Here is an 18,568-nt window from a genome sequence, read left to right on the forward strand (position 1 = left end):
GTTTGAACTCCGCTGCTGCGTTCCGTTGCGGATGGTTCACGTACAGGCAGTCGAGGGCTCCCAGGACGCCGCCGAGCCCGTGCCGGGCGTGCTCGATGACGAAGGCCCGCTCCTGGGCGTCCAGATGGTCCGCTGCGCGGTACGGAGAGGGGCGTCGGTGGTAGACCGCCCGTACGTCGCCGAGGTCAAGGGCGCGGCCGTTGACCGCCAGGCGTCCCCTCCACTCGTGCCCCATTGCTGCACGTGCCGAGAACGTCACGGAATCCGCGCCCGGGTCGAACCGCACGACGGGGACCCGTCGCTCGTTCAACTCGCGGATCACGTAGTCGGAGGTGGGGTCGGCGGGCTCTGTGAGGACCAGGACGGGGTGGAGGGAGATCACGTTCAGTTCTGTGCCTGGTCCGCTTCTGAGCGCTGATCGTGGTCCTGATCCTGCGTGTTCGGGCTGGCGCCATCACCGGGGTTGGTTCGGGTTCCGGTCTCCACGGCCTTGTGGGTGGAGTGCTTCCCCATCTCCACAGGACGCCCCAATGCGTCTTGGTAGATCGCGACCTGAGTTCTCGGGTCGAGACCCACGAACTCCGCCGCCTCCGTGCCCACGTTCGGATAAGGCTCCATACGAGTCAAACCCCATGGAATCATGCGATTAATCATCTATACCCTTCCGTTCTTGGGAGGCACAGTGTCCCGCCTCACCCCGCATACCGGACAGTGAGCAACCAGCCAGATGCGTACGCCCCCCAGCTCGCGAGCTGGGGGGCGTACGCGCGGATGGCGTCGCGCGGTCCGCCGTCGCGGCCGGGCCGGGCGGGCGCCGGGAGCCTCCAGGGAATGCCGGAGGCGAGTCGTATCCCGAGCGCGTGAGGAGGAACCCAACCCGCCGGGCGGGTAACGATGTCTTACCCATGCGGGTAAACGGCTGTTACCTTTCGGTCGTTGGGGGCGACGCCGTCCCCGGACGCCCCTTTCTCCTGCCCAGGGAGCAGCACGTGCCACAGCGCCCCGCCCCGCTCGACCACGCAGCCCGAGTCCTCGCTGAGACCGATCCGGTCCGGCGCTTCCATGCGGCCGAGGCCGCCGCCGAGGCCGCCGCCGCCCCCTACAAGCAAGCGGCGGCCCAGGCGATCGAGGACCTGATCGCCCAGCACGACGGGAACGTCGCCGCCGCCGCTCGCGAACTCGGCTTTGAGAGGCAGACCCTCTACGCGAGGCGCAAGCGCTCCACAGCCCAGGGAGGCGACAGCGCCCGCCCGCGCGTCGCCCAGGCGCAGCCCGCTCTGAACTTCGACAGCCCGGAGGCGGCCCGAAACGCGCTGCTGGACTGGGAGCTGCGCCAGCGGGATGTCACCGACCAACTCGACGTGCTCCTCCTCGGCGCGCTCGCCGCCGGCGTCGAACCCGTCGACATCTCCGCGGACAGCGGTGTCGGGCTCGACACGCTTCGCCGGATCCGGCCCGGCGGAAACATCACCATCTCCAAACTCGACCAGTTCGGGGAGGAGGTGGAGGACTTCGCCCGAGCGATCGCCGCGCGGTCCTTTGCCCTGAACGCTACGGCCACCACGTCCACGGAGCGTGCAGCCGCCAGGATCTGGGGGCTGGCGCGCGAGCACATCGTGACCAACGTCGCTCCCCTGGCCCTCGTACCGGCCCTCGGCATCCGCAGGGAGGACTTCGCCAACGAAGAGGACTACGTCGACGCCGTCTTCAACCGCGAGCCGACCGAGGAGGAGAAGGCCGCAGAGCAACGCGAACCGACCGAACTGGCCGCGATCGCGGGTGCGGACGCCTGGCTCGCCGCCACCTACCTCCTTTACCGCCGCTTCGCTGACGGGCCGCCCCGCACCGGCCAGGACCCCGACGAAGCCGCCGTCGGCGTCGCGGTGCGCGGAGCGTACGGCGAGCTGGCCGACGCGATCCTCCACCTGCGCACCACCGGCCAGGTCCCGCCCACGCTCACCGCGGCGGCATCATGACCTCCACCACCGGCGCGGCCATCGTCACCGGCTCCGACATCAACGCCGTGGCGAAGCTGGATCCCCGCAGGGCCATGTACAGGCTCTTCGAGGCCCCCGACTCCCGCCTGATCGCACACATGAACTCCAGGGACCACGCTGCGGTCTGCGCGGTCCTCACCTGGAGCCGGAACTGGGACTCGGGCGAGGAGCGGCTCCTCCGCGTCCTGCACGCGGTCGGCCGCGGCTCCCTGCGGCTCGGCGCGGTGCACCTCGCCGGCGAGGTGGCCTCCCGCTGTCTGCACCGCCACCTCGTCCGCCAGCACGGCCCCTACGGACTCGAACCGCTCACGGCCGCCATCACCACCCTGTGGCCCCTGCCCGGAGAGCGAAGCCCCCACGTCGACAGGCACCCGGCCGGGGCGCTCCACCGCCTGACGTCCGGCCCGCTCAAGGACCTCCTCAAGCCCTCCGACATCCAGGCCCTGCTGCTCCTCGCCCGTGCCCTGCCCGACGGCGGGGGCGATAAGGAGCGGAAGCTCACGGCCCTCGCCCGGATGTGTGAAGTCCTCGCCCGCACAGGCAGGCTCGACCGCGACGACCTGACCGCCGTACGGGACCAGATCTTGGACGCCCGCACATCCGCCCAGCGCCGCCCCGACGTCGAGCAGGGCCCGCACGACGACCAGTTGCCGCCCTGAGCGCCCGCGAACACCACCGCCGTACAGGGCACATGCGTGCGCCCCCAGCTCTTGAGTTGGGGGCGCACGGCGAGGGCAGTCAAGGGGATGAGGGGGTCGTCCCCACCGCGTGAGGCTCGAACCGTGGCGGTGGGGACCGAACCTCTGGAGGTTCGACGGTATCACCTGAGAGCCGCGTGCTGGGAACCCGCTGCGTGCGCCCCCAGCCGCGGCTGGGGGCGCACTCGCTGTACCGCTCTTCGTAGCGGCAGGTACCGTTCTGAGTGTCGAGGTCAGAACGGAGCCTAAGTATGCCCTTTCCTGCCACTGATCACATTGGTTCTCGGGTAAGGATCGCTCGAAACGCCGCAGGACTGTCCCAGGTCGAACTCGCTGACTTCCTTGACCGCTCGGAATCTTGGATGGCCAGCATCGAGGCTGGTCGTCTGCAACTCGACCGCTACTCGATCATCCACGCCATCGCGGAGCAGTGTGACGTGGATGTCGTCTGGCTGTTGGGCCAGCCCTACCGCCTCCGGCGTGGAGGGGGTGCCCTCGCTCACGCCCATGTTCCCGCCATCCGCACAGGACTGCGCCGCTCCTCGCTCATCCTGTCCGGCCATCCAGGACTGGCTCCGCACAGTGCGCCGCCCAACATGCAGATGATGCGCGGGAACTCGACGGAGGCAAACAGGGAGCGCCAGGCCGCCGACCTCCCCGGGCTAGCCACCCGACTGCCTGCCATGGTGGAGGACCTGAACGCCGCGCTCCTTACCACCGACGGGCCGCAGCGCGACGAGGTGCTTCGGCTGCTGGTCGATGCCACCCGGACAGCCCGAATGTGCCTCAACCAACTCGGATATCCAGACCTCGCATGGGCATCAGCGGAGGTCGCCGCAGGCGCCGCAACGCTGCTCGACGACCCCCTCCTGAAGGCCGAGGTCGCGTGGGATCGCTGCGGCGCGATGCTCCACCAGTCCTCCCTGCTGGACGCCGTCGTGGTCGCTGATGCAGCACTCCGCGACTTGGAGCCGATCGCCGCGTCCCCTCAGGCGCCGGAGAAAGCACTCTCTCTACGGGGCGCACTTCATCTACGGTGTGCAGTCGCCTTCGCCCGCGGCACGCGGAGCGATGACGCGTGGGCTCGTATCGGCGCGGCCTTGGAGGACACAGACCGGCTAGGGCCCGGCTTCTACGACGTGGACTCGCACACAGTCTTCGGACGGGGCACCGTGGCAGTACATGCCGCTGAGGTTGGCGTCGAGGTTGGGCAGCCCGATGCTGGTCTGAACAAGGTGCCGGACGCTGACTGGCGAGACGTCCCGAGCAAGGAACGCCGCGTGCACTACCAGATCGACGAAGCACGTGCGCTTCACCGGATGGGCCAAAGTGGCTCGGCCGTGGTGAAGCTCCGTGCAGCCGCCAGTTCGGCCCCTGCGTACGTCTTTGGCGATCCCATGGCTCGTGCTGCCGTGGCGGACATGGCGGTCAAGGGGGTTCCCTCGCAGGCATCTCAGCTCGCGTTCCTGGTGCGCAACATGGAACTCGTGCACTAAAGCCGCAGGTCATCGCCGTCACTCGAAAGAGCCCCTAGAAAAACTAGGGGTTGCCTCGCCGCTCCTCGGTCACTCTCGATGCGTCACCCTCCGCATCTGATTGATCATCAAGAGGAGCGGCCATGGGGCCGATCGACTTCATCACGCGGGCGAACGCCGCGCGCTCTTACAGCACTCGGCGGCACCGTCGCGGAGCCGTACTCCGCGATACCCCAATCACTCCGTTCCTGGTGTTCCCGCGTGGCGGGCCCTCACGTCATGAGGCGGCTGGTGAAGCCGGCGTCGACGAGGGCTTCGTAGGCGGAGTAGACGTCGTCGGGGACGTCCTGCTCGATGGCGAAGCCGGCCCCTGGGTACTCGATCACGCGCTGGAGATCGCCCACAAGCATGTCCACCACCAGCTTCCCGTCGCCGATCGCTTCGACGTAGTCCTCCAAGGCCAGGGACTCCGAGGCACAGACCGCCTCCACCTCCGGCCACACCTTCCGGACGGTCGCGTACGCGCGGCGCTCCATGTACGGCTTCGTCACCAGCAGCACGGTGGCGGGGTGGATGCCGGCCTGGTCCAGCAGGGCGCGGCTGAAGGCCACGTTCTCCCCCGTGTTCGTCGCGTTCGGTTCGACGAGGACGGCATGGTCGGGGACACCGAGGCTCAGGGCGTGCTCGCGGTAGTGGACGGCTTCCCCGCGTGGGAACCGTTGCGCTGTGGTGGGGCTGTTGCCGCCGGTGAACACCAGGAGCTTGGTGAGGCCCTGGTGGTAGAGGTCGGCGGCGGTGGTGGCAACGCCGAGGTCGTGGGAGCCCAGCCCGATCGCGACGTCCGCGGGGCGGAGCTGGTGGCCTATCTGGTGGTAGTCCCAGATCAGGCGGGCCTGCTTCCGTTGGGCGTCGGTGATCGTCTCGGTGCTGCTGGCCACGGGGGTCCTTCGTCAGGGCGGTTAGGGTCGGGGGCCGCTGAGGGCTCCGATGCGGATGCTATCGATGGCCACGAGTTGGTGCCGCAGCCCGACGCGGGCGGCGGTGTGGGCGGCGGAGTCCAGGACGCGCAGGCCCTCGTCGCGGGTGGCTGGGTCGCTCGTGAGGATGTGTCCGTAGGCGGTGTCGAGCCGGACCTGCGGCAGGGGCGCGTCGGGGCGGGCGGTCGATCGGGCGATGCCGATGCAGTGCAGGGCGGCGGTCAGATCGCCGGCGCCGCGGTGGGCGAGGGCGAGTTTTTGGTGAGCGACCGTCCAGTCCTCCGGCTCGTCCAGGGCGTCGAACGCGCGCGCGGCGTCGCTCATGACGTGGACGGCATGAGCGTTCTCGCCGGCTTTGCTGAGCGCGGTGCCCACCCACAACTGGGCGCGGGCCTGGTCGCGGGGCGAGAGGCGGGCGTCGGCGGCCAGGCCCTCGTACTGGCGGGCTGCCGCGGTGAGCTGGCCGGACATCTCCACGGTGACGGCGAGGGACAGATCGATCTGCGCGACCCGGCGGGGGATGTCGAGTTGCCCGTAGAGGGATCGGGCGGTGGTGTAGTCGGCCGCGGCGGAGAGCGGGCCGAGCACGGCGCCCTGATCGCGCTTCAGGTCGCCCAGCAGGGTGGTGGAGCGGGCCAGCAGGTACAGGCCGCGGTCGTCCAGCGTGCTGGCGGGAAAGCGGTGGGTCCACCGGCGGATCAGGCTGTCGGCGAAGGTGAAGTCCTGCCGGGCCAAGGCGATGGCGGTGCGGTCGAGATCGTCACTCCACGATTCCAGCTCCGCGCCGGATGCCTTGCTCAACGCCACGCGCCCGCCGGCGGGCGTCTCGCGAGCGAGTATCGCTTCGAACAGCTCGTGGGTGGCGGCATCCGCGCGAGCCAGCGCCGTGTCCAGGATCGCCTGCGTGTCAGGGCGGGGCACGACGTCGCCTCGGAGCTTTTCCCACTTGGAGACCGTCCGGGGCGCGACCCCCAGGTAGGGGGCGAAGTCGCGCAGGCTCATACGCAGGGCACGTCGCAGTGCGCGTGCTTCCGCTCCAGTCCACTCGTGCACGGTCGCCATGTCACGCTCTCTCGCCTCGATTCCGGCCATGGAACCACGCGCTCCAGCGCGACGGTCCGCAAAGTACAGCAGGAGTGCAGCAGCAGTTCATTGGCCGCCCGGCCGCCCAAGTCCACGCTGGGTCACCTCTCCTTCAGCCGGCGTGAGGTGGTCACCGTGGAAGCGCTCACCGAACAGCGCATCGTCCCTCGGCCGGTCGTCTACGGATTCCTCCGGCTGCCCGCCGGCGCCCTGCCGCGCGCTGACGCCCTGCGCCACGCCCTGACGGCGTACTGCGCACGTCACGAGCTGGCCCTGAGCGGCGTCTTCACCGAGCACACGACGTCGGACGCCGGCCCTGCGGCATTCACGGCCCTCCTGGACGCTTTGACGGTCCCCGGCGGGTACGGCGTCGTCATCCCCTCGCCCGCGCATCTCGGCCCGCGCCAGCAGGCCAGTGCCCGAGCCGACGAGATCCGTCGGACAGGCGCGGTGGTCATATCCCTGCGCGACAGCGCACAGTCCCCTCCCCCTCCCCTGCCGCGACCCGCCCGGAGGTACGCGATGCCCGCCGTTCAGTCCCCGCCGCTGCACGAACTCCATGCCCAATTCCCCGCCGCCCGCGTCGAAGTCCGGCGGATGCGTGTGATCGCCAAAGAGCGTGCGCGCGAGTGGGGCTTGGACAGCGAAGCCGTCGACGACATCGTGCTCGCCGTGTCCGAGCTGGTGACGAACGCGATCCAGCATGTGGGGCTGCCCGGTCACCTCCACATCACGCACTACGCCGTAAAGGTGCGGGTCGAGGTCGAGGACGGCAGTCCGGCGACGCCCCCGCTCGCGGCCAGGACCGTCAGTACCAGTCAGGAGCGGGGGCGTGGTCTCCCGATCATCGACAAGCTCTCGGAGAAGAACTGGGGCGTCAGGCCCGGCCGAAACGGGAAGACGACCTGGTGCGAGATCGAGCTCCTTGCGGGCGGTGTCACCCGGTGACGGTAATGACCCTCAACGCCGCGTTAGGGCCCGTGGCAGCGGAGAAGAACCTAGCCAGCCGAGCCCTGCCGTACGTGCTCCGACACCACGCCGACAAGGCGCTCCGCTCGGTCTACCTGGAGCTTTGTGAGGACTTGGAGCGCGTCCTCGCCCCCAACGCGGAGTTGGACTCAGAGCAGGTCGAGGCCCTCACCGACCGGTTCCACCGGGTGGACAGGATGCTGCTGTGCGCCGCCTCGCACACCGTCGTCCACGAGGTGGGAACGCTGCTCCTCCTGCGGAGCCAGCGCCCGCGGCCGGAGGAACCCCTCACGCGTCGACTCGGGCACCTACGGCGGCTCGCGCTCGCCGTGCTCGGCGTCCTCGACGGCACTCCGCCGCCGCCCGACACCTGCGTGGTTCCCGAAGCCGGCGGTGAGCAGCCCCACCACGAGTACGAGGTGCCGCAGGAGAACCGTCCTGAGCGCGCCCCTCGCCACGACGATCGCGTCCACGGACACTGCCTGCGTCTACGGGCCGGGCGACCGCGAGGCGACGAGCCGCCGCGCAGCGATCCGGTGCCGCTCCAGCGTGCGCAGCCGCCCGACGTCATCGAGTTGCTGCTCCTCTGACTTTCCCTGACCGGTCACGCCGCGAGTCCCCTAGGGAACTCGCGCCCCTGGGCGTGGCCTTGGGGGATGCCGCGCGCCTTTGCTGAGGGTCGAAGGCGTGCGGCGTCGCTCCCGTTCCCGCACGGGCGGGAGCCCCCGGCCGCCGTGTGCCGCGAAGGCGCGGCGGTCGGGGCGCCCCAGATTTCCGTTGTCGACTGCACGACCTGGAAGGTTTCTCGTTGAACGCCCGATCGCGCCTTTCCCGCCGCCTGCCGCGGCCTACCCGGTTTCCGTGGGTGGCCGCGGGGAGTCAAGAACGGCTGCTGACGCCCCGTCTACGTTTGGCCCCCGGCCGGCGCCCGGGGATCGCGTATGACGTCGAGGCCGCCGGAGATCGGGACGAGTGGGGGGCGCTCCTGCACCCTGGACGCCTCGCTGCGCGGGGGGAGCGCGGGGAACCGCTGTACAGCACGATGAACTTGGTGCGGCAGCGGCGGGCGATGGTGGACGAACTCTGCCAGGTCTGCGGGGGCCCGGCCGGCGCCAACGAGTTGGGGGTGCTGTGGCTGCTGGACGACACGGTCGACGGCCGTAAGCCCGGCTGGCCGGAGGGCGAGGTCACCATGCACCCCCCGGTGTGCTTGCCGTGCGCGCCGGTCGCGGCCCGGGAGTGTCACGGCATGCTCGACGGGTACACCGCGGTCCGCGTGCGTGAGCCCCAGTTGTACGGCTACTACGGGGACCTCCACCGTGCGGGTATGGGCCTGGCGGGGCCGGTGCCGGTGGTCGCGGAACGCGGGGTGGTGGTGGCGTTCACGGATCAGCGGTTGCCGTGGCTGCTGTGCGCGCAGTTGGCGGTCCGGCTGACCGGGTGCACGGTCGTCTCCCTTGACGAGGAACTCGCCGCGGGAGTGGGCCAGTGAACGCCCTCGTTCTTCAACCGTCTGTGCTGGAACTGCGCCCCCGGGTTGCGCGGGTCTACGAGCACCTGCTCGGCGGCACAGAGGCGTACGAGTGTGACCGGGAGGTGGCCCGGGAGCTGCGCGCGGTCGCGCCGTGGGTCCGTGACGCGGCGCGGATCAACCGCGCGCACCTGCCGTTCGCGGTGCGGACGGCGGTCGAACTGGGGGTTCGGCAGGTGCTCGACCTGGGCTGCGGTCTGCCCCACACGGTCGGCAACGTGCACGAGATCACCGGCGACCTCGTCCCCGCGTCCCGGGTGGTGTACGTGGACCACGACCCGGACACCTGGCCGCAGGCCCGCACGCAACTGGACGACGGGCCGCCGCACTACGCCACCCCGCTCCAGGCCGACGTCCTGGCCATGGGCCGGCTCCTGGACCAGGTCGCGGAGCTGGACCAGGTCGACCTGGCCGAGCCGACCGCGGTGATCGCTCACGACGTGCTGCCGTGGAACGGAGACGACGACGCGGTCTGGGCTGCGATGGCGGCGCTGCGGGAGCGACTGCCCGTCGGCAGCGTGCTGTCGATCACCCACGCGTCGTCCGGCCGCTGGCACCCGAGCACCATGCCCCGGGTCGTCGAGGTCTACGAGCGGCACGGCATCGTCTTTCGGCCGCGAGCCCGGCAGGAGATCGCCGACCTGTTCGGGACCTGGATCCACCTCGGGCCCGGGCTGACGGCGACGGCGCGCTGGCACGCCGACCACCCGTGGTCCGCCCGGCACCCGAGGCTGTCGGCCGCATACGCCGGCATCGCCATCAAGGCACGGCCGTAGTCCGTAGTCCCCTGCCCTCCGCTTCTTCCTTCCTCCTCGTTGTCCTGATCTGTTGGGAGTCATTGTGGCCAAACTCTGGTCCCACTCGCGGGCCCCTGTCGTGCCTGACCTCGTGGTGTCGATCCTCGGTCCGCCGGGCATCGGGAAGCGTGCCCTCGCCTCCACCCTGGCCGACCAGTGCCAAGCGCCGGTGTTCCGTCTGGACGAGGCCGCCAGCCGCGATGCGAGGTCATTCCCCACGCTGGCCCGCGAGCTGGACGAGGCGCAGAAGTCGGGAGCTGGTGTTCCCAACCCGCTGGCCTGCGCCTTAGCGGCCAACGCGATCGACGCTGCTCGCGACCGGATGGTGCTCCTGGACGACTACCCCAGGTGCCTGTCGCAGGCGCGCAACCTGCGCCGGAGCGTGAGGCGGGCGAACCGTTCGCTGATGGTCGTCCAGTTGACCGCGACGCCGGCAACGCTCGCCGACCGGAGGCAGCGTCAGCAGGAGAACGCCGGCTCGACAACGGCGACCGGCCGCAGGAGCGCTGGCTGGAGTCGAGCCGATGAGATCCGCGCGGGGCGGTACAAGCAGCACACAACGGAAATGCGCGTGGCCCTCAGCGCCAGCGAGGGAGGCTGGTACGAGGTCGCAACCGATCCCGGAACTCCCAAGCTGGACGCCGTGGTGCTGGCGCTGATCGCGTTCGGGAGCCGCTGCTCATGACCACAGCCCCGCACCACGTCCCCCGAACGAAAGCTGCTGGACGACCTCCTGCTACGGCACCCGGGCCGGGCGGGCGACCTGCTGACGGCCGTCGTCAACGAGCTGGCGGCGCTGAACGATCTACCGGAGGCGAAGCCGCTCATCCGAGAAGCGGGGACGCCCAAGTACCTGGTGACGAACGCCTTCGCCCGCAGCTTCCCGCAGGACGCGATGGAGGGGGCGCCGGCGCCGCTCGGGGATCTCCTCGAGGTAGTCGGCCGGCTGCGCCCTCTCGTGCAGGGGCACACGCCCGCCGGCGACGACGTCGTGGTGTACGGGGATCTGACGCCGGAGCACATCGTCGCCACCGGGAGCGCCGGCCGGCCCACGTTCCTCGACCCCGCGCTGTCGATCGGCCCCGTGGTGCTCGACGTCGCCCGCCTGGTCTCCCGCCTCGCCCTCCAGGTGATGGCGGTGCGGCACCGCCACGCGCGGCGCATCTTCACCAGCGTGCACCAGGCCGCCGTCCTGCTGGCCCGCCGCCACGAGCACCCGACGGACTGGCTGCGCTCCCTCGCCCTGCTGTGGGCCGCGGACACCGTCACCTACCTCCACACCTGCCGCACCACGCCGATGGTGCTGCCGCAGCCGTACCAGGCCGAGGCGATCCTCAGCATCGAGCCAGCCGTCCTGGCGATGCTCGACCGCTCCGTCAGGGCCCTGGCCGTGTCCGACGGCGCCAAGGTCTGGAACCTGACGGTGGACTCCGCCATCCGGGCAGCGGGCCAGTGAGCCCACCGCGGCGCTCGGCGGGCCGATCACTCCCACCGCCTGCGGCCCCGACGAGGAACACCCACTCGCGCCAGGACCCAGCACCACCCCCATGGAGAAACCCGTGAACACCCTCATCCTGTCCCCCGCCGGCCCCATGGCGACCATCACCAGCCGCTCCCCAGCCATCGGCCAGTGGGCGGCGCGGCACGTCAGCCCCTGGTGGACCGTCGCACAGCACCGCGCGATCGACCCCGCCGGCGGGCCGCAGTTGGAGGCCGTCGTCGTCACCCGAGACGCCGTCGCCCCCGTCATAGAGAACGTCCTCAGCCACCCGAACCGCAGCACCGAGTACGCCGGCGACCTCCTTTACTACCGGCGCGACGACCACGAGGGAACGGTCACCGCGGCCCAGCCCAAACGCGGCCTGGTCTACCGCTACGAACAACACGCCCGCTGCATGACCATCGTCGGCTCGGACACGGTCACCGTCGCCAACGCCAGCGCCCGCCTCGCACGCGAACTCGTCCGCGCCCAGCTCCACAGCGCCGGCTGGCACCTCCTCCGCGCCTCCGCCGCGGTCGGCGACAAGGACCAGGCCATCCTCGCCCTCGGCCCCGCGGAAGTCGGCAAGACCACCACCAGCCTGCTGCTCGCCCGCGCCGGAAGGCAGCTCCTCGCCCCCAACCGCGTGTTCGCGCGGGTCCAAGACGGCCTGGTACGGCTGGTCCCGTGGCCGTCGACCGCCGCCATCGGCCTCGGCCTCCTCGCCTCCCTCGGGGCGTACGACACCGTCCGCGAACGCGTCCTGGACGGCGCCCAACTCCCCACCGCCCAGCCCCCCGCCGTCACCGCCGCCCTCACCTCAGGGTCCCGAGCCGCCTTGTGGACCGAGACCGGCACGGAGCTGAAGATGCGGCTCTTCCCCGACCAGATCATCTCCTGGCTCGGGTGCCACTTGGCGCGCGAAGGCTACGCCGCCCAAATCGTCTTCCCCAGCATCTGGCCGAACGCCCAGCAGCCCACGCTCGGCCCCGCCCCCCACGTCGAAGACCGTGACTTCCACACCCCCGGCGCCGACCGGTACCCCGACGTCTTCGGTCTCCTCCACCTCCCGGCCACCGCCGCGGCCGAACGCGAAGACCTCTGCGCCACCCTCAACACCCTGCCGCGCCACTCGGCCATCCTCACCCACGACTCCGCAGCGAACACCGCGGCCCTGGCGCAGCTCTGAGTCGACGACCGGCAACGGCAGGCCCCCGATAGGCCGCCACGATCACCCTCGCGGAACCGCACCAGTACAGAAACGCGCGCCGCCCCTGCCCCCGCCGAGAGCCACCGCGGCGCTCACAACCCACCGGACTCCCATGCCCAGAGCCCCACCGCACGCCTACGCCCCGTCCGGAAGCAGCAACCCCAATCGCAATGACTATCGAGAGGAACACCCGACCATGACCGCTCTCATCGAAACTCCGACGAGCCCTCAGCGACAGGCTGATCTCCTCCGCGACCTCGCCGGAGTTCTCGACCGCCACCCCCTCGGCCGTCACGTGCGCCTGGTCTTCGCCCACGAGGTTCCGTTTCTCGCGGACGACGAGATCCTGGTCCAGCAGGTGAACCCCGAGGCCCGGATCCTGGAACTTCACCCCGTCAAGAAGAGCGACGTCAGCCCTGACGACCACCTCTTCGCCCCCTTGGACCCTGCCGACACCGCCTGGGCCGAGTACGCCCTTGCCCCTCAGGCCACGAAGTACTTCCTCGTGGGCAAGGACCACCTGATGCACCCCGACGCCGCCTGACCGCTGCACCCGTCACCGGCCGACGCGACTACTCGGCCGAGTCCGCATAGAGCGCCGGCCACCTCCATAGGGGTGTAGCGATCTCGCGCGGATTCAACTACCGGGCCGGCCTCCACGATTCGGGGGCCGGCCCATCCAGGGAGACACCGTGAACACCCCCCGCTTGGCGTCCGACGTCGTCGCCCGCCTCGCAGCAGCCTGGATACCGAACGAAGGGACCCAGACGCCCGTCCACATCCCCAACCGTTTCGCCCCGTCGCACCTGGACCGCTTGTCGCTGCCCGTAGGAGCCGATCGCCCCCCGCATCAGCCGGTGGCCTTCATCGACAGCAACGCCCCCCAGGGCTTCCACCGCGAGATCACCCCCGACGCGATCGAGACCGCGGACCAAAACCGCGGGCACACCCGCGTGTACGAGAGCGTGGACGTGAGATCGGACGGGTGGCACAGCCAGGTCTCCACACACCTCGCCCGGATACTAAGGCGCCGAATCGCCGTTGCAGTTTACGAATCCCAAACAGGCGACCAGTCCCTGGGAAAACACCGCGACGCATGGGACGGGATCATCCTCCAACTACGCGGTGCCAAACGCTGGACGCTGTGGCCGGAACTGCAAGGCACCCCGAAGGAACTTTCCACCCACACCGGGGACATCCTCATCATCCCTCAGGGAATGCAGCACGACGTCACGACGCCACCTCACCCTGGCCATTCCCTTCATATCACCTTCGCTGTCACCCCCACCCCTCTCAACACCGCATCACATAACGCAACCCCGTAACCGCGCATGTGACCCGCCATTAGGAGAGTAGATGCCCAAGAAGAGCGATGAATTTACCATTATCACCTTCAACCTCGAACACGACGGCGGCCCCGACCAGGAGAACGGCGACTTCCCTCAGGCGTGGCACGACGCCCACAACGCCATGGCCGCACACAATCCTGACATCCTGCTGCGGCAAGAGACCACCTACAGTCGTGAAAACGATTGCCGGCGACTCAAGGCCGCAGGAGACGCTCTCGACATGAGGGGCTTCCTCGGGCAGAAAGGGTCGGGCCGGAACCCCACCGGACTCTTCATACAGAAATCCGGCGTCGTCATTGACGTCCCGGCGGAAGCATTTGAGGCGCCCTGTCACCACCCCTGGCGCACTCCTCCCACTCGGGCCCGAGTCCATCTCCCCGAAGTGCCGGAAACTCCCATCGACATCATGAGCTGGCACTTCGCCTTCACCGGGCCGGTGGGGCGTTCCCTGGAGATAGAGCAAGTCGTCGGCGTGGTCGACAAGGTAAAGAAGGGGCACTTCTTTATCGGTGGCGGCGACTGCAACGACTCCGCCCTGGACGACTCACCCATTCATTGGGACACCACCACAGACGGTCCCCACGTAGTCCACCGCACCCTCCTGCTCCCCGACGGCAGCCGAGTCACCAGCAACATCATCGACCGGCAGCTCACCACCGCGGGCCTCGTCGACCCGGCGCGCTACATCGGAACGCCCGCAGCACTCGCCCCCACCGGGGGCCGCTCCAAGGCCGCCCGCGGGCAAGGCGGCCACCAAAGGATCGACCGCATCTACATCACCCAGGCCCTCGCCACCGTGATCGAGGACTTCACCGTCATCGACACCACCGGCTACTCCGACCACAACGCGGTGAAGCTCGTCCTGTCCCGGAAGGGCATGGTCGAAGTACTCAAGCGCGCCGCCTGACCCACTACCACGAGACCTAGTCGGGCCCAGCTCCCGCCTCCCGCCTCCCGGCCCGTACCGCTGAAGCAGCGGGGCCGGGAGGCCACCTCTACGACCTCCCGGGACCAGAACATGCTGTTGCTGTGGCCAGGCATCTTGCTCCTGGCCAACCTGCTCGTCGCCTACATGGCCTGGGCCATCTACGCGATCCACCCCCAGGGCCGCTGGGACGAGTCCACCCTCACCGGCATCGAAGCCGGCTCCGCAATGGCCCTCGCCCTCGCCGTCCTCGTCCTGCTCCTCACCCTGATCCCCGTACGCCGGGGCCGCCTACGGCGCTGGTGGTACGCGCCGCCGCTGGCGTTCGCCGGGCTGGCGATCGCGCGCTGGACGTACATCGTGCAGACGTATCCCCGGCCGGGGCAGTGAGGGGCGGGGTGGGTGTAACAGAACGCGGCCGTTGACGTTTGGGCTGCAAGGGGGTTGGCGCGTTACGTCAACCCGCAGCACTTCGGAGGAACGGTGACGACCGCGACAGCTCCCATCTCGTCCAAGGCCGGCAGGTCGCATTTGCAGGAGACCCTGTTCTCTTGGCTCGCCCCGGCGCAGGAGGACAAGCAAGATCTCTCCCATGTCTGGGTCGTGGCTGCGGAGATCGTGGTCCAGCCGAAGATCGCGAAGGTGGCCGACTACCGCGGCAGCTTCAAAGCAGCCGAGGGACTGCGCATCGACGCGCTTGAGGTCTACTGCAAGGGGTGCCGGCGCCCGTACGACGAGGTGACCGGCCGGGACTGCACAGCGAAGATCGACAACCGGCACCTGATCGGTGGGGACCGGAGCACCCGCGCCAAGAGGAAGATCCCCGTCCCGCCCACGAACGCTCGGCTCGTGCCCGGCGGCCGTATCCAGCGCCGCGGTATCGACGCCTACGTGGGAGGGGTTTCCCGGCCTCCGCGCTGACCACGCGACACTAGCGGCGCCCGCTGTCCACTGTGCGCAGCGTGACTACTCAGCGAACTCAGCCGCCGGACGGCGACTCCGCCGCCGGCACCACGGAGTCGGAGTGTCCCGGCACGAAGATCGGCCGGGAGGCTCTCGGTCTTCTCCTGCTCTCGTTCGGTGCGCTCGGCGGACTCGGTGCGCTGGGCGCCCTGCACTGGACGGCCGGCCTGTCCGCCGCTCTCGTCGGCCTGTGCGTCGGCGGCGTTCTCGCCCGCCGCAGCGCCCAGCGGCGATGGCAGCAGGACTCGGGCGCCATCGCCGCGTTCTGCGGCTACGCGGGGCAGACCGCCGTCCTGTTCCACCTGGCGCCCCCTCTGGGGTGGCTGGCTGTCAGCGTGCTCGCGGTCGCCGTCGGCTTCTGGCTGTCCAGTGCTGAGGGGGCTTAATGTCTCGTCAGCTCTTCCCCGCACTCCGCGGCCTCCTCGTTCCCCGAGGCGCCGCCGCCCCAGCGGCCCCAGTCACCGAGGTGAAGGACCTCCTGGCCGGCGGCGTCTACACGTCGATGACGCTCGCCGGCGTGACGAACGTGTGGGGCACCCCGGGCCACGCGGACGGCTGGGACCTCGAGCGCGTCATCGTCGAGGGGTACGAGCGCAGCGTCTGGACTTTCAAGAGCGTCGAGGCCATCAGCAAGCACGTCTCCACCCTCCCGGTGCAGATCGGCCGCGGCGGGGACGAGCGGGAGTTCGAGGAGACCCTCGAGGACCACCCGATCCTGCGGCTGCTGAACAAGCAGGCCAACCCGCTCGAGACCGGCGACGTCTTCAAGAAGCGCCTCAGTGCCCAGTTGCTCCTCAGTAAGAAGGGCGTCTTCATCGAGAAGACCAAGAGTCGTGGCGGGGTCCTCGTCCGGCTCGACCTGCTTCCGCCGGACCGCGTCGAGGTCATTCCGGACGACGAGAACGCCTCGTACGTGAAGCACTTCCAGTTCACGGACTACCGCGGGCACATCCGCGAGCTCAAGCCGGAGAACGTCATCTGGATCCGGGACCCGCACCCCAACGACCCCTTCTGCGGTGTGACCCCGCTGGAGGCCGCCGGCCTGTCGATCGACCTGGACGTCAAGGCGCGCACCTACAACATCTCGTTCATCGACAACGACGGCCGCCCCGGCGGGATCGTCGGCATCGACCTGGACGGCGTCGACTCCAAGGAGGTCGAGCGGATCCAGAGGCGGCTTGCCCCGGGCGCGCACAACGCGGGACAGCTCACCCTCGTCGGCACCGGCCCCGGCGGTGTCAGCTACGTCGACACCTCGGCTCGCCCGCGGGAGATGGCGTACGAGACGCTGGCCAGCACCGCGAAGAACGAGATCCTCTCCGCGTTCGGCGTGTACGAGAGCGTGATCGGGAACGCCTCGGAGCGGACGTTCAACAACGCGGACCGGGAGGAGTGGAACTTCTGGGCCCACACGGAGCTCCCCCACCTCAAGCTGATCGCGTCAGCCTTCGACCCCGATCTCTCGGACGACTGGATCATCCGGTTCGACACCTCCGGGGTCCAGGCGCTGGAGTTCCCCCGCCGCCAGGCCCGCGAGGAAGCTCGTAAGGAGTTCGAGGCGGGCCTGCTGACCATCGACGAGTACCGGGAAGTCGCAGGGCGACGCCCGTTCAACACCCCGCAGTCCCGCGCGTTGTGGATCTCGCCGCAGAAGGCACCAGTTCCCGCGAACGACGAAGACGCGACGGCGTTGGGCCTCGCCCCGGCGCCCATGAACGACCCCGCCGCACTGCCACCCGCGCTCGACGGCTCCGCCGCCGCAGCAGTTGCTGAGGCACGCTCCCTCTCCCCGGCACCGACCGCCGCGGGCGATGTCGCTCTCGCCTCCGGGCAGGCGCCCCTGGCCCTTCCCGCGGGTGGGGCGTCGACCGCGGCCGACGACGTCGCCCGAGCCCGCGCCGAGACCGGCGGGCCCGTCGCTTCCGGGGGCGCCGCTGAGGACGTCGCCGCGGCGCGCGCCCAGATCACCGAGGACGCCCCAGGAACTGCGGCCGACGATGTCGTACGCGCCCGCGCTGCGGTCGCGCCGTCAGGAGACGGGCCCGCCGCGGAGGACGTCGCCGCCGCGCGCGCCCAGTTGGAGAACAAGGCCCTGCCCGGCGAAGGGTTCGAGGTCACCGACACCGACTTCGACGCCTTGGCCATGGCCATTCAGGCGGCCCTCACCGCGCTTCTGGCGCGCCAGCAGGGCGTCATCGTGGCCCGGCTGCGCGCCCCGAAGATCCGCAAGCACACGCGGTTCTGGGAGTCGGAGAACGAGCACGACACTCGTGGTGGTGACGCGGACATCGACGGCGAGCGCGTTGTCAGCGCGGCCCGTTGGGAAGAGGAGACGACGAGCACCCTCGCCCCGATCCTGCAACAGGCCGCGGCCACCACTGCCCGCAGGCTCAGTCAGGCCATCGCCGGTACCCCCGCGGTGCCGCCGGCTGCCGTGGCCGCCGCTGTCGTCACGGCGATGTACGGCGGGCAGGCCGTGGCAGCGCTGCTCGGTGATCTGGCCGAGGAGCTGCACAGTCTTCAGGATCTCTCCGCGGAGCTCACGCTCGATGACCTGGAGCGGGCCGTCGCCGCGTTCTACGAGCGGGCCGGCGCCGGGTGGGTTGCGCGGGTCGCGGAGACGTGCGCCGTGTCGACCATCAACGGTGCCGCGGACGCCGCGGCGGAGAGCGCCGGGCCCGGCGTCGTGCGGACGTGGATCACGCGCCAGGACGACCGCGTACGACCCGCTCACAAGGCGCTGCACGGCACGACGCTGCCCGTCGGTACGCCGTACGCGATCGACGGCGCGCAGCTTCGGTATCCCGGGGATCCGTTCGCCCCGATCCGGTTGACCGTGAACTGCCGCTGCCGCCTCCACTACAACACCGACTCCGAGGAGTGACCCGTCATGTGGCCTGCCGTCTGGATCATCTGGAGCCTGATCTTCGCTGTCGCCGAAGGCGTCGCGCTCGCCAACCGGCGGGACGGCGACACCCTCTCCGAGAACGTCCGGCGCCTGTTTCGCACGCGCACCAGCAAGGCCGGTAGAGCCGTCTTCGCTGTCGGCTGGTTCGGGTTCAGCGGCTGGTTCGCCCTTCACATCCTGACCGAGACCATGTGACGCAAGGGTCC

General features: G+C 69.9%; 22 protein-coding genes. 18 read left to right on the forward strand and 4 right to left on the reverse strand.

What is annotated here, in order from left to right:
* Window positions 1–382, reverse strand: a 382-nt coding sequence (locus ABZ842_RS27070) for an MvdC/MvdD family ATP grasp protein (RefSeq protein WP_361541910.1), incomplete at its 3' end; no start/stop codon positions are given.
* Between the two features lie 2 nt (window positions 383–384).
* Entirely contained in the window at window positions 385–654 is a 270-nt protein-coding gene (gene tgmA / locus ABZ842_RS27075) for a putative ATP-grasp-modified RiPP (protein WP_361541913.1), read from the reverse strand.
* A 335-nt stretch (window positions 655–989) separates the two neighbouring features.
* Between tgmA and ABZ842_RS27080 the strand changes: the two genes are divergently transcribed.
* From ABZ842_RS27080 to ABZ842_RS27090, 3 genes are all read left to right on the forward strand, one after another.
* Window positions 990–1,976, forward strand: a complete 987-nt coding sequence (locus ABZ842_RS27080; protein ID WP_361541916.1) for a helix-turn-helix domain-containing protein — start codon at window positions 990–992, stop codon at window positions 1,974–1,976.
* The gene (locus ABZ842_RS27085; protein ID WP_361541919.1) at window positions 1,973–2,656 is read left to right on the forward strand and encodes a hypothetical protein; all 684 of its coding nucleotides are present in this window, start codon (window positions 1,973–1,975) and stop codon (window positions 2,654–2,656) included. The genes ABZ842_RS27080 and ABZ842_RS27085 overlap by 4 nt, the downstream gene beginning before the upstream one ends.
* A gap of 290 nt (window positions 2,657–2,946) precedes the next feature.
* Window positions 2,947–4,191 carry a helix-turn-helix domain-containing protein gene (locus ABZ842_RS27090; protein WP_361541922.1) on the forward strand — a complete coding sequence of 415 codons (1,245 nt, stop codon included), beginning with the start codon at window positions 2,947–2,949 and terminating at the stop codon, window positions 4,189–4,191.
* A 251-nt stretch (window positions 4,192–4,442) separates the two neighbouring features.
* Here the strand turns inward: ABZ842_RS27090 and ABZ842_RS27095 are convergent, their stop codons facing one another.
* Window positions 4,443–5,108 (reverse strand): YdcF family protein, encoded by a 666-nt coding sequence (locus ABZ842_RS27095; RefSeq protein WP_361541925.1) that lies wholly within the window; start codon window positions 5,106–5,108, stop codon window positions 4,443–4,445.
* Window positions 5,109–5,129: 21 nt separating this feature from the next.
* On the reverse strand, window positions 5,130–6,209 hold the full coding sequence (locus ABZ842_RS27100) for a hypothetical protein (RefSeq protein WP_361541928.1): 1,080 nt from the start codon (window positions 6,207–6,209) through the stop codon (window positions 5,130–5,132).
* Between the two features lie 156 nt (window positions 6,210–6,365).
* Between ABZ842_RS27100 and ABZ842_RS27105 the strand changes: the two genes are divergently transcribed.
* From ABZ842_RS27105 to ABZ842_RS27175, 15 genes are all read left to right on the forward strand, one after another.
* The gene (locus ABZ842_RS27105; protein ID WP_361541931.1) at window positions 6,366–7,178 is read left to right on the forward strand and encodes an ATP-binding protein; all 813 of its coding nucleotides are present in this window, start codon (window positions 6,366–6,368) and stop codon (window positions 7,176–7,178) included.
* The gene (locus ABZ842_RS27110; protein ID WP_361541934.1) at window positions 7,175–7,789 is read left to right on the forward strand and encodes a hypothetical protein; all 615 of its coding nucleotides are present in this window, start codon (window positions 7,175–7,177) and stop codon (window positions 7,787–7,789) included. Before ABZ842_RS27105 ends, ABZ842_RS27110 begins: the two co-directional genes overlap by 4 nt.
* 461 nt (window positions 7,790–8,250) lie before the next feature.
* A complete protein-coding gene (locus tag ABZ842_RS27115) occupies window positions 8,251–8,691 on the forward strand; it encodes a hypothetical protein (protein WP_361541937.1) in 441 nt (146 codons plus the stop codon).
* Window positions 8,688–9,506, forward strand: a complete 819-nt coding sequence (locus ABZ842_RS27120) for an SAM-dependent methyltransferase (protein WP_361541940.1) — start codon at window positions 8,688–8,690, stop codon at window positions 9,504–9,506. The genes ABZ842_RS27115 and ABZ842_RS27120 overlap by 4 nt, the downstream gene beginning before the upstream one ends.
* 100 nt (window positions 9,507–9,606) lie before the next feature.
* Window positions 9,607–10,212 carry a nucleoside monophosphate kinase gene (locus tag ABZ842_RS27125; protein ID WP_361541942.1) on the forward strand — a complete coding sequence of 202 codons (606 nt, stop codon included), beginning with the start codon at window positions 9,607–9,609 and terminating at the stop codon, window positions 10,210–10,212.
* A 48-nt stretch (window positions 10,213–10,260) separates the two neighbouring features.
* Window positions 10,261–10,983, forward strand: coding sequence for a phosphotransferase (locus ABZ842_RS27130; RefSeq protein WP_361542299.1), 723 nt, complete (start codon window positions 10,261–10,263; stop codon window positions 10,981–10,983).
* A gap of 103 nt (window positions 10,984–11,086) precedes the next feature.
* The gene (locus ABZ842_RS27135) at window positions 11,087–12,196 is read left to right on the forward strand and encodes a hypothetical protein (RefSeq protein ID WP_361541944.1); all 1,110 of its coding nucleotides are present in this window, start codon (window positions 11,087–11,089) and stop codon (window positions 12,194–12,196) included.
* Window positions 12,197–12,413: 217 nt separating this feature from the next.
* Complete coding sequence (locus ABZ842_RS27140; RefSeq protein WP_361541946.1) at window positions 12,414–12,761, forward strand: hypothetical protein; 348 nt, start codon at window positions 12,414–12,416, stop codon at window positions 12,759–12,761.
* A 148-nt stretch (window positions 12,762–12,909) separates the two neighbouring features.
* The gene (locus ABZ842_RS27145) at window positions 12,910–13,542 is read left to right on the forward strand and encodes a cupin domain-containing protein (RefSeq protein ID WP_361541949.1); all 633 of its coding nucleotides are present in this window, start codon (window positions 12,910–12,912) and stop codon (window positions 13,540–13,542) included.
* A 31-nt stretch (window positions 13,543–13,573) separates the two neighbouring features.
* Window positions 13,574–14,473, forward strand: coding sequence for an endonuclease/exonuclease/phosphatase family protein (locus ABZ842_RS27150; protein WP_361541952.1), 900 nt, complete (start codon window positions 13,574–13,576; stop codon window positions 14,471–14,473).
* Window positions 14,474–14,584: 111 nt separating this feature from the next.
* The gene (locus tag ABZ842_RS27155; RefSeq protein ID WP_361541955.1) at window positions 14,585–14,881 is read left to right on the forward strand and encodes a hypothetical protein; all 297 of its coding nucleotides are present in this window, start codon (window positions 14,585–14,587) and stop codon (window positions 14,879–14,881) included.
* 93 nt (window positions 14,882–14,974) lie between these two features.
* A complete protein-coding gene (locus tag ABZ842_RS27160; protein WP_361541958.1) occupies window positions 14,975–15,412 on the forward strand; it encodes a hypothetical protein in 438 nt (145 codons plus the stop codon).
* 41 nt (window positions 15,413–15,453) lie between these two features.
* Window positions 15,454–15,840, forward strand: a complete 387-nt coding sequence (locus ABZ842_RS27165; protein ID WP_361541961.1) for a hypothetical protein — start codon at window positions 15,454–15,456, stop codon at window positions 15,838–15,840.
* On the forward strand, window positions 15,840–18,338 hold the full coding sequence (locus ABZ842_RS27170; RefSeq protein ID WP_361541964.1) for a phage portal protein: 2,499 nt from the start codon (window positions 15,840–15,842) through the stop codon (window positions 18,336–18,338). Before ABZ842_RS27165 ends, ABZ842_RS27170 begins: the two co-directional genes overlap by 1 nt.
* Before the next feature lie 6 nt (window positions 18,339–18,344).
* A complete protein-coding gene (locus ABZ842_RS27175) occupies window positions 18,345–18,557 on the forward strand; it encodes a hypothetical protein (protein WP_361541967.1) in 213 nt (70 codons plus the stop codon).
* Window positions 18,558–18,568 lie beyond the last annotated feature (11 nt).

The sequence above is a fragment of the Streptomyces sp. NPDC047315 genome (genome assembly GCF_040643215.1).
Classification (GTDB): Bacteria; Actinomycetota; Actinomycetes; order Streptomycetales; family Streptomycetaceae; genus Streptomyces.